Origin of the sequence: Bradyrhizobium jicamae (genome assembly GCF_018130695.1) — a bacterium.
In the GTDB taxonomy this organism is placed as follows: Bacteria; Pseudomonadota; Alphaproteobacteria; order Rhizobiales; family Xanthobacteraceae; genus Bradyrhizobium; species Bradyrhizobium jicamae_B.
Map to the genome: position 1 here is coordinate 16,601 of NZ_JAFCJX010000019.1, position 12,860 is coordinate 29,460.

Below are 12,860 nucleotides of genomic sequence, written 5' to 3' on the forward strand. Positions count from 1 at the left end.
CCGGATGGGCTCTCTGTCGGCCGAATTTTCCACCGACGAGGATCTTCCTTGCCGCGTCGCTGAGGGAAAGGAAGTTGATTGGCGGCGGGATTCAATCAGCTCACGCGGTCGCATCTTTGTTCGAACTGACGTAGCTTGCTCGTTCGCAACGATCTGGCGAAACTGATTTGTTACAGCGCGCGGTCTGGCTAAGCTTTAACATGTGTCAAGGTCGGAGGAGTTAAACGATGCGAACGATCAAGGGGCCGGCAATTTTCCTCGCGCAGTTTGCCGGCGACACTGCGCCTTTCAATTCATTGGAGTGCATCTGCGGATGGGCCGCCTCTCTCGGTTACCTCGGCATACAAATCCCGAGCTGGGATGGCCGGCTTATCGACCTCAAGAAAGCATCGGAGTCACAGGACTACGCCGATGAAGTCAAAGGCGTCGCAGGCCGGCACGGCCTTGCGATCACCGAACTCTCGACACATCTCCAGGGCCAGCTTGTCGCCGTTCATCCGGCCTATGATGCAATCTTCGATGGGTTCGCCCAAGCTGAGGTGCGCGGCAAGTCGAAGGCGCGCACGGAATGGGCAGTCGATCAGGTCAAGCGCGCCGTCGTAGCCTCCAGGCGTCTCGGCCTGTCGGTGCAGGCGACCTTTTCGGGTGCGCTCGCCTGGCCATATGTCTATCCCTGGCCGCAGCGGCCGCCTGGCCTCATCGAGGGTGCGTTCGACGAACTCGCGAAGCGCTGGCAGCCTATTCTTGATTATGCCGACGAGCACGGCGTTGATCTCGCTTATGAGATCCACCCGGGCGAGGATCTGCACGACGGCATTTCCTATGAGATGTTTCTCGATCGAGTGAAGAATCATGCGCGCGCGAACCTGCTCTACGACCCTTCGCATTTCGTGCTGCAGCAACTCGACTATCTCGACTACATCGACATTTATCACGACCGCATCAAGGCGTTTCACGTCAAGGACGCCGAGTTCAACCCGACCGGCCGCCAGGGCGTGTATGGCGGATTCCAAAGTTGGATCGATCGTGCCGGCCGCTTCCGTTCTCCAGGTGATGGTCAAGTTGATTTCGGCGCTATCTTCTCAAAGTGACGCAATATGATTACGAAAGTTGGGCGGTGCTGGAATGGGAATGTGCGCTGAAGCATCCTGAGCAAGGTGCGCGCGAGGGCGCCGAGTTCATCAAGAATCACATCATTCGAGTCACCGAGAAAGCCTTCGACGATTTCGCGGGCTCCGGCACCGACGATATGATGATCCGTAAGATGATCGGCATCTCCTGAGTGAGGGAGGGGAGACATGGCTATCGAGGCACGCAACGACGCCAGTGTGGACCGTCGTATTCGGCTCGGCATGGTCGGCGGCGGGCAGGGCGCCTTTATCGGCGCCGTCCACCGCATCGCGGCCCGCATTGACGACCAATTCGAACTCGTCGCCGGCGCGCTTGCCTCGGATCCGGCCCGGGCGGAAGCATCGGCGAAAGAGCTCGGGATCGCCGAGGAACGTGCCTATGGTTCGTTCGAGTTGATGGCAAAAGGGGAAGCGGCGCGTGCGGATGGGATCGAGGTCGTCTCGATCGTGACGCCGAACCATTTGCATAGCGCCGTCGCGAAAGTCTTCCTGGAGGCCGGCATCCATGTCATCTGCGACAAGCCGCTGGCGACGAGCGTTGTCGAGGCCGAGGAGCTGAAGGCGTTGGTCGAGAAGACCGGCAAGATCTTCGCGGTCACCTACAACTACACGGGCTATCCTTTGGTGCGGCAGGCCCGCGCAATGATCGCGAATGGCGATCTCGGCGAGATCCGGGTCGTGCAGGTCGAATATCTGCAGGATTGGCTGACCGAGCGGCTGGAGGCAAGCGGCCACAAGCAGGCGGCATGGCGCACCGACCCAACGCGGTCCGGCGCCGGCGGGTGCATCGGCGACATCGGCACCCACGCCTATCATCTGGCCTGTTTTGTCAGCGGGCTCGAGCTCGACCAGCTTCTCGCTGAGCTTTCCACCTTCGTCGAGGGACGCCGTCTCGATGACGACGTGCAGATCCTCCTGAAGTGGAAAGGCGGCGCCAAAGGCATGCTGTGGGCGAGCCAGGTTGCGGTCGGCAATGAGAATGGCCTGAAGCTGCGCGTCTACGGCACCAGTGGCGGCCTCGAATGGGCGCAAGAAAATCCCAATCAACTCTGGTTCACGCCTTACGGACAGCCCAGGCAGCTTCTGACCCGTGGTGGTGCCGCAGTTGGGCTGGCGGCAAGCCGCGTCACCCGCGTGCCTTCCGGCCACCCGGAAGGTTACCTCGAAGGTTTCGCAACCATCTATGCCGAGGCAGCACGTGCCATCCGTGCCGCGCGCGCAGGAAGCAAACCAGATCCTGAGGTGATCTTCCCGACAGTCGAGGATGGTCTCGCCGGCATGAGGTTCATCGAGGCTGCAGTGAAGTCGTCCGCAGGCTCTGGTGCTTGGGTTCGCGTGAGATGATTCCTAGCGACTGTTTCTGACAATCATGATGATACGGGAGAGGTGTGAAGTGGCTTGAAGCGCAACTAGGGCGCCGACCAATCAGCCGCCGGGGATGTCCGCTTCGCTCCGATACCGACTGTCTTTGTGCGTCTGCAGCAAATGTGGCGGCTATGGCGAAGGAGCGTTTTTATCCCGCGAGTTGTTTAAGCGGGACGCTTAAAGTCAATTTCAGACCATTCCTCCGCCAATCGTGCTCTATTTTGCCTCTCAGCTCGGAAGTTACGCTTCGCTCGGTAAGAATCGTACCGAAACCCCTTGACTGCGGCCTCGCTTCGATGATGGGGCCGCCGATTTCATCCCACTCAAGATGAAAATCATCTTGATTGGCGTCCCACGTGACGTGAATTGATCCATTCGGCAGGGAGAGAGCTCCGTACTTTACGGCATTCGTCGCCGTCTCATGCAGCGCGAGAGCAAGTCCTGTCACGGACTTCGCCCCAACAGGCACTTTGGGTCCGCTCACGATAATGCGGTTGGGCGAGCCATCTTCATAGGGCTGCAACACCGTGCGTACGAGCGCGTCCACGGTGGTACGCTCACTTTCGTGTTCGGTGCCCATGATGCCGGGGCGAATAAGATCCTTCGCCCGCAGAAGCGCATCCATGCGGCCACGAAGTGCCTGAGCCATCTCCTGAGGAGTACGGGCAGACCGCGCGCTCAGGCTGATCAATGAATGGAAATTGGCAAAGATATTCTTTACCCGATGGTCTGCTTCCCGTGCCAGCAGCCGCTGACGCTCTTGCGCATTTTTTTGACTGGTTACGTCCACCACTACGCCGACGAAGCGATCAGGCTTGCCATCCCTGTCATAAAGGCACTCGCCGCGGGCTTCGACCCACCGGACATCTCCACCCTTTTTCATCACCCGGTATTCCTGCACATATCGTTCCCGGTTCTTCACGGCGTGATCGACAGCTTTGGCGATCCGCTCAACATCCTCCGGATAGAGGCCCGCAAGATACTCCGCCAAGGGGGCGCCCTTTACTCCTTTTTCGGCATCGACCGAGAACATCTCTGCAAAGCGGGCATCGGAATAGAAAGTGTCAGACTGGACATGCCAATCGAATGTCCCCACCATTCCGGCCGCACTCAGGGCCAGGGTCAGTCGTTCTTGCGCCTTGGCTAGTTCGGCCTGTGCGACAACCCGTTCCGTCGTCTCGCTCACGATGCACAGAACACCGCCTATTTCACCCGTGTCGCTGCGGACCGGGGAGTAGGAGATGTCAAAATAGACGTTCTCTGGGTAGCCATGTCGCTCGATGTAAAACGGACGATCCTTGGCGGATACCGTTTCGCCCGTCTCAAGAACACGCCGCAGCAGCGGTTCCAGGTCATCCCACAGCTCGGTCCAACTTTCCCGGGCCGGCCGGCCGAGAGCCTTTGGATGCTTGTCGCCGATAGTGGGCGCATAGGCATCGTTGTACAGAGCAATAAACTCCGCTCCCCAGAACAGGACAATCTGTGCGTCGGCGGGAAGCATGAGGGTGACAGCGGACTTCAGGTGTTGAGGCCAGTCGGCGATCGGGCCCAAGTGTGTCGTGGACCAATCACGTGCGCGCATAAGCGAGGCCAATTCGCCGCTCGTGGGAGGAAACGCGCTTTTACCTTCGCCGGGACGATCGGGATTGTTACCCATAATCGCACGCAACCCGATTTTGCGCGTTGATGCAACATCCAAGGTGGTCGCTAGGCTTTCGACACCGCCAACATTGCAGCAGACGGCCCGCTCGATAGGAACCAACCCGAAGGCTTGCTGTTAGATGCGGTTGTCGTCAGGGTTTTTGAAGCGAGGATTGCTGAGGGTGTTTCGGCGAAAGGTGGCCGCCAAGGGTTCTAGCCATGTCTAGTGGGGCAGACAGTCCGGTTTCTGCAGTGCAGCGAAAATCATACCCCGACGAGATCGGAGAGCCTGAGCCAGTTGTGCTGTCGACGGTCCTGGCGGGCTCGCCCGACGCGATTTGGTGCTGGCGCGCAGATGGCAGGATTACACAGTGGAATCCCGCGGCAGAACGCCTCTTCGGCTATGCCGCCGATGAGATCATCGGACACTCCCTACTGGATTTAATTCCGCACCAGAAGCGATCCGCCGCCGAAGATGTCATCGACAGCGTAAGTGCTGGTGCAAGCTACGGCCAATTTGAAACTATCAGGGTGGGCAAGGATGGCACGCTGGTCGCTGTGGAGCTGACAGTTTCGCCTTTACGTGACCAGAAGGGCGCGATCATAGGGGGAGCGACGTTTTGCCGAGACATCCGCGAACGAAAGGGCGTTGCAGATTCTCTGTCACGGACTATCCGCGAGCTCGGAACGCTCTTTCACCTGACCGAGCGGCTCCAAGCTGCGAAATCCGCACAAGAGGTTTATGAGGCGGCGCTGGAGGCGATCACCGAAGCGCTTGGGTGCGAGCGCGCATCAATACTTTTGTTTGATTCGGCTTCCGTCATGCGCTTCGTCGCATGGAAGGATATCAGCGAACAATACCGCAAAGCCGTAGATGGTCACTCGCCATGGACACCGGACACGAGCGACGCGGTCCCGATCTTCGTCGCCGACATCCGGGATACGAATGAACCTGAAGCCTTGAAGAAAGTCATCGAGAACGAAGGCATTCGCGGCCTTGCGTTCATTCCTCTTGTCGTCAGCGGGCATGTCGTCGGCAAGTTCATGACCTACTATAGGCAGCCTCATAAATTCAGCGAGCGAGAAGCTGGGTAGATTGGGGCGTTCGGCGACGCCACTCGCGAACGCCGCTACTACGAGATGAAGTACAACACCCTTCGGAACGCGAAAGGGGACCGGATTGGAGCTTACCAGTTCGTCTACGATGTCACCGAACGACTCCGTGAGCAGGAGCGGCTGGCAAGAGCAGAGGAGACACTCCGTCAAGGTCAAAAAATGGAGGCGATGGGCCAGCTTACTGGTGGCGTCGCCCACGATTTCAATAACCTATTGACGCCAATCGTCGGCGCGCTGGATGCCTTGCAACGCAGAGGAACGGGCGGGGAGCGCGAGCAACGGTTGATCGCCGGGGCGATGCAGTCGGCAGAACGAGCCAAGACGCTGGTGCAGCGGTTGCTCGCATTCGCCCGACGTCAACCACTCCAGGTCAGGCCGGCTGACGTGGGGGAACTGGTTCGGGGAATGGGCGAGTTGATCGCGAGCACGTCCGGTCCCCAGATCAAGGTTTCGATCGACATCGAGCAGGAATTACCGGCGGCAAAGGTCGATGAGAACCAGCTAGAGATGGCTCTCCTCAACCTCGCGGTCAATGCGCGTGACGCCATGCCTAGCGGCGGAACGTTGCGCATTACTGCGGACGCCCAAGCCGTTAATCCGGGATATCGCGCCAACTTGAATGCGGGTCGCTATGTCAGAATATCTGTCGGAACGGCGCTTCTTGTTGACGATGAGGACCTCGTGCGCGCAACAGCCGCGGACATGCTGACAGAACTTGGATACGCCGTTCTGGAAGCTGCTTCGGCGGAAGAGGCAATTCGGTTGATCGGCGACGGCCTCAAACCCCAATTGCTTATTACCGACCATCTGATGACAGGAATGAACGGCGCAGACTTGGCGCGATTGGTTCGTTCGGAGCTGCCGGGAACGCAGGTGCTGCTCGTGTCGGGTTACGCCGAAAGTGAGGGCATTGCGGCCGATCTTCCACGAATGGTCAAGCCATTCAACAGCAACGAACTCGCTGCAAAGTTGGCCAGCCTATCGAGCGGTGAATGAGATACAAGGGGTGGCGGTGATCCAAAACAGAACGTAAAAGGGGTCGCTTCCGAATTTGCGGCGATGCCAATCGCTTCCCGGGAGCATAGAAAGGCCTCCACCGTGTTATCTGCAGAGGCCCTGCAGTTTGGATGCGTGAAGTTGATGGTGGGCAGGTGTCACGCCAAGCCGTGTACTTCTGCTTGATGCTGGCTGTACTGAGCTTTGCCTATGACTGACCAAATGCTCTATGACTGACCAAATGTGCCAGCAAGATTGGCTTTGCGGACAGGTGCGATCCCAAGGTTTCATCATCCTAAAACTACACGTTGAGATTTGTCAATTTTTCCAGCGCAATGCAACCTAGGCTAGACTAGGCCCACCCAGGTCTGGCAGGCGTGGTCCAGTTGGATGAGCAGCAACCGTCGCATACCGTTCACTCGCTCAGGGACAGAGCCGTTGATGAGGAAGATGCGCGGCTGATCGCGACGATATCGACGACTCTAGCTACCTCCCCGCAGCCCTTTTCTTATCGTGGCGGCAATTGTCCCGCGGATGCTCGCGGTGCTGGCAACGTTGCCGTCGAGAAGACCGAACAGCCGAACCGCGAGTGCCTTGCGCTGGGCCGCATTTGGCCGAAGGCGCAACCCAATGGTGAGCTTATTGTAATCCGAAATCTCCGCGCCAATCCAACCCAGCGAATTGAGATGAAGCCACACGGGGCCGGGCACCAGACCGGACGGCCGGCTTTCGGCGACTTGGCAGCACACCTGGGCGCTCGACATCGATAACGCCGTCAGCAGACCAGGAACGACCTTGTCACCCGATGCCAGGTGCGTTGCCTCGTCGACGTCAAACAAGATCTCACCGCGCCCCGGCTCGAAGCAGACCAGAAACGCGATGAAGGCGATCACCATGGCGACGCCGGCCCAGAGCAGGTTGAAATAATCGAGCGGCGAAATCTCGCTGGCGCCAGATGGCGATACAAATGCCCAGATGATGCTGGCCGCGGAGCCGAACGAGATGAAGCCGAACAGCGCCGCGAATTTCCATTGGGTCGTTGGCTCTGAGCGGTCGCCACCCTTGTTGGTGATCTTGAACGGCCGGCCGAATGGCTTTACGGCGGCGCTGATCAGCGTGGCGGAAATCGCGAAGGCGGCAATGGCGTGGGTCGCTTCCATGAAGAGCGGGAGGGTGCGCGACCTCGAGGCCCAAGCCATGTAGATCATCTGGCCGAGCAGCGCTGGCACGCCGTAGCGCAGGAATGAGAGATAGTCGGCCTCGAAGGCAGGGATGTCCGCAAACCAATAGACGGAGGGGGCCACCAGCAGCATGACCAAGAATGGCTTGCACAGCCAGTTCAGGATGCCATGCAGATATTGCCATCGCTGGATCAGCGAGAATCCGCGGCCAAGGAGCGGCCCATCGCGAAGCAGCGCGAGCTGGACCGTTCCGAGGCACCAGCGGGCTCTTTGCGTGACGTATTCGGGCAAACCCTCGGCGGCGAGGCCAGCGCTCAGCCGCTCGTTCAGCCACCAGGTCTCGTAGCCCTTCGCCAGCAGGGCGTAGGTCAGATGGATATCTTCCGTGACCGTCTGGTCGGGAAATCCACCGATCTCGATCAAGCGATCGCGGCGAACGACAAAGGCCGTGCCGACGCAGAACGCGCATCCCCATGCATCCTTGGCCGGCTGAAAGATATCGAAGAAGAAGCGCTGATCGTCGACCCAACTTTGCGTGGCCGTCAGATTATGCTGGATGGGATCAGGGTTGTGGTAGAACTGCGGGGTCTGCACCACAGCGACCTGCGGGCTGGCAAGCAGGGCGACCGTGCGGCGCAGGAAATTCGGACGCGGCGCGAAATCCGCATCCAGCACCATGATGACCGGAGCGTTGGTCCGCGCAGCGGTGACTGCAAGAGCATTGTTAAGATTACCTGCCTTGGCGTGTTCATTGCTGGCCCGCGTGATGTAGCACGCACCCGCATCTTCACAATATTCGCGCAGCCATCCGCGCCTTGTATCATCGAGGACCCAGACGGTGAAATTGGGATAGTCCAGCGCCAGCGCCGTCAGGATGGATCTCTCCAGAATCTCGAGCGGTTCGTCATACGTGCAGATGAAGACATCGACGGCAGGGTAGATGCCCGCTTGTTCCATGACGCGCTGTGCTGCGTCGGCTTGCCCGGACCGGTCAATGCTCCGGAAGAGAATGATGATCGACATCAACGTGTAGGCGATGGCGAGCGCTTCGAGCGCAAAGAACAGATACTGCCACCACGCCTGCATCGTGAATGAAGGTGCAGGAAGGGTATCGTGCCAACGCCACACGGCGTAGGTGACGAGCAGCGCTCCGGTGGCTGTTCCCAACAGAATCCGGTCGCCGCTGCGCGCGGGGTCGAGCAGCTGTGTTAGGACCAGCAACCCGATCAGCAGGCCGATATCGATCGATAGGATGGAGGAGATGTCAGCGGCGGATTCGAACATCAATCAACTCTTCTTCCCGTAAACGGATTCCACCCCACGGCCGCCAGTGTCACCCATGCGGTCGCGCCCAGATGCGGTCGCTTGAAGTAGAAGAAATCCGGTGTGGTCCTGGTTGGATCGACCGAAAGGCCCGTCGAGAGCCGCGCGGTTCGGCTCGCATTGAAAAAGCCGGATGGTGTACGGTCGGCTTCAAGCGTCGCCAGCAGCTGCCTGCATTTCATGGGATCGCCGGCGATCCGGTAGGCCAGGGCGGCCTGCGCGGTGCCTTCGATCCATACGCCGTCCCGGTCACCGTTGAAGTCGAAGCCGTCGCCGACGTTCAGGTGAGTGGCAGCAAATTCCAGGGCGGATCGCCATGTAGCCGGTCCGTCGGCAATCGCCATCCAGGGCCAGAGCTGGACGTCCAAAGCCAGCAACGCGGGATCGGCGAGGCTGCCGTCGGGCTTCGTCCCGAGGAGGAAATGATCCTCGACAAAGGCCCGCTCGACGAAGCGCCGTGCCTGTGCTGCGGCTTCGGCGTGCTTGGCCTTGCCGGTGAGGCGATGCAGCCAGGCGGCCGCCGCGTTGATGTCGACGTTGTGTTCTGTCGATATCCAGGTGATGGGGACCGATTGCGGGTCGTAGCCGTGAAAGCCGCCACGGAATCCGGCACCCGAGGAGACGTTGGCCGTGACCCAATCCATCACACGCTCAGCGTCCGCGAGGAAGGACGCATCGGCGGTGGCTTGATGCAGCGTCAGGAGTGCCAGAACGGTCCAGCCGGCGTTACCGGTCGAGCTGCCATCCTGCGCGGCGTCTTCAGCCCAGATATTCTGGTCCCGGTCCCACCAGCCGGGCAGTGCCGGGGATCCTTCCCCCAATGCACCGGCGCGATAGGCATTGCGCACCCGGCCGTCGGTGAACGTGCGATCGCTCCGAACCGCGCGACTGAGGGCATTGCCGATCAGGCTTGCTCGCTCCACATCGCCGCAAGCCACCAGCGCGATCGCCGCGAGCGCGTTGTCATAGACGAATGCAGAGCTGGCCAGTGCCGCCGGCAAGTCGGTCTCGCCGTCGCCCGGTTCATAGCTGCGCAGGAACACGGCGCTGGCGCCGGCCGCCTGCGATGTCACGGCGTTCGCCAAGGCGGCGCAGTCATGTCGCGCGCCTGTGCTCGGATCGCCGTTCGAACCTCCGGCGGCGGGGCTCATCATGGCAAGCCAGATTGCGATAGCGGCAACTCGTTTTAGCGGCGGCATACCGCGTCCTGGACAGTGCTCGGTCACGGAATCGCGCGCTGAGCGACCGATGCAGCGAAAAGCAACGCGGCAAGCAGCGAGGTGGGGACTGTTGGGCGCTTGCTTTCCTGCCTTTCGGCAGCTGCCGGGCCCTCGTCGGTGTCCGACGAGGCGAGGAGGTTTTCGACGTGGCGCCAGCTGACGGACATCGACGGAAGCAATGCCTTGTCCTTGGTGACGGTGACCCATTGGCCGACGGTGCAGGGCGTCGTTTCGCTGGCCGTGCTGACCGGCTCGGAGCTCACCGCCTCGCTGTCACGACTGTCAGGCGTGATGATCGCGTAGAGTTCGCGCCGTTCGGTCTGCGGGAACGGCACCGCGTATCGTTCGTCGACCTTGTCGGTCGTCTTTGGCAGGATGGCTTCGACGATGCCGGACTTGAAATCGGCGTTGTCGATACGGACGCGCGTTCCGACCTTCATGCTTTGGGACTGCCGATAGGAGAAGATCGCCGTCACGAAGCGCTTGTCGCAATCGACGAGAGAGGCGAGGGCATCGCCGGCGTTGACGCGGCGACCCGGTGTCACTCCCATGGACAGGATCGTTCCCGGCGTGGAGATCATGACATCGGCATCAGCCAGGCTCGCCAGTCGTCGTCGCTCCTTGTCCACGAGAGACTGCTGATCCTGTAGCGCCGCCGTGAGCTCCTTTTCCTCGATCGCCATCCGCGTTGCGTCGAGGCTGATGTCGCGGCGCTTCTGAACGAGGGTTCCGGTCGAGACGAGGTCGTCGCCGACAAAGATGCCCTTCTGAAGCGCATCGAGCTGCGCGATCTTCTGATTGAGCTTGGCCCGTTCGGCCTCGGCGCTGTGCAGCGCCGCCGAATACTGTGCCTTCGTGGGGTTCAGCATGTCCATGCTTGCGGCGTTGCGGGCGACCAGGGTGGACTGACGGTCAACCAGGGCCTTTTTCGCTCCGCTCAACGAATCCGCCTCCGCGACCCGCGCCCGCAACGCGACGATCTGCGACTGGAGTTGCGTGCGCAGCGTCTCCGTCTGATTGCTGATCTCGGTATCCAGCACCTTCAGATAGGCTTCGTCTGACGCTTTCTTCTCCTTGGTGGCTTCGAGCTTCGCACGTGCATCTGAGGTTTTCTGCTCCAGTGCAATCAGCGCAGACTCGTCGACCCGTGCATTTGATATCCGTGTAAGATAATCGCCGGGTTTCACGGCGTTGCTGATTTGCTTGGAGAGCGGGCCAACTTCGCCATCGATCGGTGCGGTCAACAACGTCAGCGGCGCATTGACCACGGCCCGATCGGATTGATCGGCGATAATCGGGGGGACAACGGCACTCACCAGCAGAACCGACAGCGCGCCCCCGATCATGAGAGAGGATGCTCGAAGGATCACGGGCTGATGCCTTGCCCGCCTGCCACCGCTTCTGTCCGGAGAAGCGCCATTCATGGTCTGGTGCATTGCTGACTCCCTTCCTGACCGATGCCTCGGGAGCGTCGCCTTCAAACGTGGCTACCAAGTTTTCCCGCCAGCTTTCAATAGGCCGCTAACAGGGACCGAAGCCTCGTGTTCCTAAGCGATGTTGCTCGGTCGAAAAAAATCGGCAATGTCGGCTTGCTTGTTGGATCGGGAATAGAGACGCTCGCGCGTCGGAATTGTGTCGAGCGCGCGGAGTCCTTCATCGTTCAGCGCTCAATCGCCGGACTTGATTCCAAGCCGCCGCCAGCCCGGAGCGAATTGATGAGAAATGTCCTGTTGGCCGCAGCCGTCGCGCTGCTGGCGGTCGCCGCTGCTGCGGCCGCCGATCCGCTCAAGGTGACGCTTCACGGCACGTGGACGCCGACGCCGCGCGTGTCTAATTTCAGCGCGGCGACGCTGGTGGAGGCGGGGCCGGAGAACTGCTGTTCGACTTTGGTCGGGGCTCATCGATGCGGCTGTTCCAGAAGTAGATCCCGCTCGGCGCGTTGAGGGCATTTCATCACGCAGTTGCATTCCGACCATCATCAAGCGAGTGGAGACACAGCCTGGCCCACCATCGGCACAGGAGCGCACCTTGACTCAATTGCAGCCGCCCTCGAAAAGCCGGCGGTGGAGTTCATCCCCGAAGCGGCGGAGGGTGACGGTGTGAGAATGCGGAAGCGCGCGAAGAAGTAGCGATGTCGAAGAAGCCGATCAATGTTGAGATCATTGAGGAAGGCGAAGAACGGTTTTTGCTGAAGCGGTATGTGGACGGCAGCACGGAGCGTTTGCCGATTGTGAAGCTGCCACGGAAACAGCCGCGTTACCGGTATCGCAAAGTGAATTTGGACAAAAGCCGCAAGAAGGGCTTTCGATTGTCGCGCCGGAAGCTTGAACAGATGGGTGTTGAACAGGCGGTCGAGGGCTGTCTGGTCAGGACACTCGCTGCTCCGCCGACTGATTGCAGGCAGTGCAAGGGAGCTAGGAAGCTCTTCCTGTCCCTCCGCAACTCCATAGGCGCTCCGGTCCGCGACTTTCGCTGCACCAGGTTGCGATCATATCGTTTGGGATGACTTGGGACGGGACGTTCGCGCGAACGAATTACGACACCTCACGCTGGCGGACTTCACCCGGCTTCAAGGCGAGAGCCGTCGCGTCATCGGGATCGGGTGTGATCGACAAGGCAAGCGGTCCAGCCCTCTGGGACCACCTCAAGCACTGCGTCTACAGCTTCGACTCGCTCAGTTGCGGCAAGCCCAACCTGACGTTCGCCGCTGTTGGTCCTGACGCGAACTAAATGAACGTCTTGCATGTGCCTTTAAGTACGACGGTGCAGATTGGTTTCTAACTTAGGTTATTGGAGGAACCTCACTTTTGGGCCGGTCAAACCAAGACCCAATCCCATTTCCCAATCTGGACGACTAAGGTCTCCTCAATTGACTTTCTGGCAAAAAC

Annotated in this window: 8 protein-coding genes and 2 pseudogenes; 6 read left to right on the forward strand and 4 right to left on the reverse strand. The window is 60.0% G+C overall.

What is annotated here, in order from left to right:
* Positions 1 to 227: 227 nt before the first annotated feature.
* Positions 228 to 1,282: pseudogene (locus JQ604_RS25805) on the forward strand (sugar phosphate isomerase/epimerase family protein).
* Positions 1,283 to 1,298: 16 nt separating this feature from the next.
* Positions 1,299 to 2,474 carry a Gfo/Idh/MocA family protein gene (locus tag JQ604_RS25810; RefSeq protein ID WP_212363385.1) on the forward strand — a complete coding sequence of 392 codons (1,176 nt, stop codon included), beginning with the start codon at positions 1,299 to 1,301 and terminating at the stop codon, positions 2,472 to 2,474.
* 169 nt (positions 2,475 to 2,643) lie between these two features.
* On the opposite strand, the gene JQ604_RS25815 is transcribed toward JQ604_RS25810, so the two are convergent.
* Positions 2,644 to 4,077, reverse strand: a complete 1,434-nt coding sequence (locus JQ604_RS25815; protein ID WP_433996286.1) for a PAS domain-containing protein — start codon at positions 4,075 to 4,077, stop codon at positions 2,644 to 2,646.
* A 359-nt stretch (positions 4,078 to 4,436) separates the two neighbouring features.
* Between JQ604_RS25815 and JQ604_RS25820 the strand changes: the two genes are divergently transcribed.
* Together JQ604_RS25820 and JQ604_RS25825 are read left to right on the forward strand one after the other, a co-directional pair.
* Positions 4,437 to 5,231 (forward strand): PAS domain S-box protein, encoded by a 795-nt coding sequence (locus tag JQ604_RS25820; RefSeq protein ID WP_212363387.1) that lies wholly within the window; start codon positions 4,437 to 4,439, stop codon positions 5,229 to 5,231.
* 75 nt (positions 5,232 to 5,306) lie between these two features.
* Positions 5,307 to 6,248: pseudogene (locus tag JQ604_RS25825) on the forward strand (response regulator); the annotation flags it as partial.
* A 482-nt stretch (positions 6,249 to 6,730) separates the two neighbouring features.
* Here the strand turns inward: JQ604_RS25825 and JQ604_RS25830 are convergent.
* The 3 genes from JQ604_RS25830 to JQ604_RS25840 form a co-directional block, all read right to left on the reverse strand.
* On the reverse strand, positions 6,731 to 8,713 hold the full coding sequence (locus JQ604_RS25830) for a glycosyltransferase family 2 protein (protein WP_212363389.1): 1,983 nt from the start codon (positions 8,711 to 8,713) through the stop codon (positions 6,731 to 6,733).
* A complete protein-coding gene (locus JQ604_RS25835) occupies positions 8,713 to 9,906 on the reverse strand; it encodes a hypothetical protein (protein ID WP_433996287.1) in 1,194 nt (397 codons plus the stop codon). Before JQ604_RS25835 ends, JQ604_RS25830 begins: the two co-directional genes overlap by 1 nt.
* A 68-nt stretch (positions 9,907 to 9,974) precedes the next feature.
* Positions 9,975 to 11,408: an HlyD family efflux transporter periplasmic adaptor subunit gene (locus JQ604_RS25840; protein WP_249158641.1), complete on the reverse strand. Its 1,434-nt coding sequence runs from the start codon at positions 11,406 to 11,408 to the stop codon at positions 9,975 to 9,977.
* A 279-nt stretch (positions 11,409 to 11,687) separates the two neighbouring features.
* On the opposite strand from JQ604_RS25840, the gene JQ604_RS25845 reads away from it, so the two are divergent.
* Positions 11,688 to 11,915, forward strand: a complete 228-nt coding sequence (locus tag JQ604_RS25845; RefSeq protein ID WP_249158642.1) for a hypothetical protein — start codon at positions 11,688 to 11,690, stop codon at positions 11,913 to 11,915.
* 188 nt (positions 11,916 to 12,103) lie between these two features.
* Positions 12,104 to 12,478, forward strand: a complete 375-nt coding sequence (locus JQ604_RS25850) for a hypothetical protein (protein ID WP_212363390.1) — start codon at positions 12,104 to 12,106, stop codon at positions 12,476 to 12,478.
* The last annotated feature ends 382 nt before the right edge of the window (positions 12,479 to 12,860 follow it).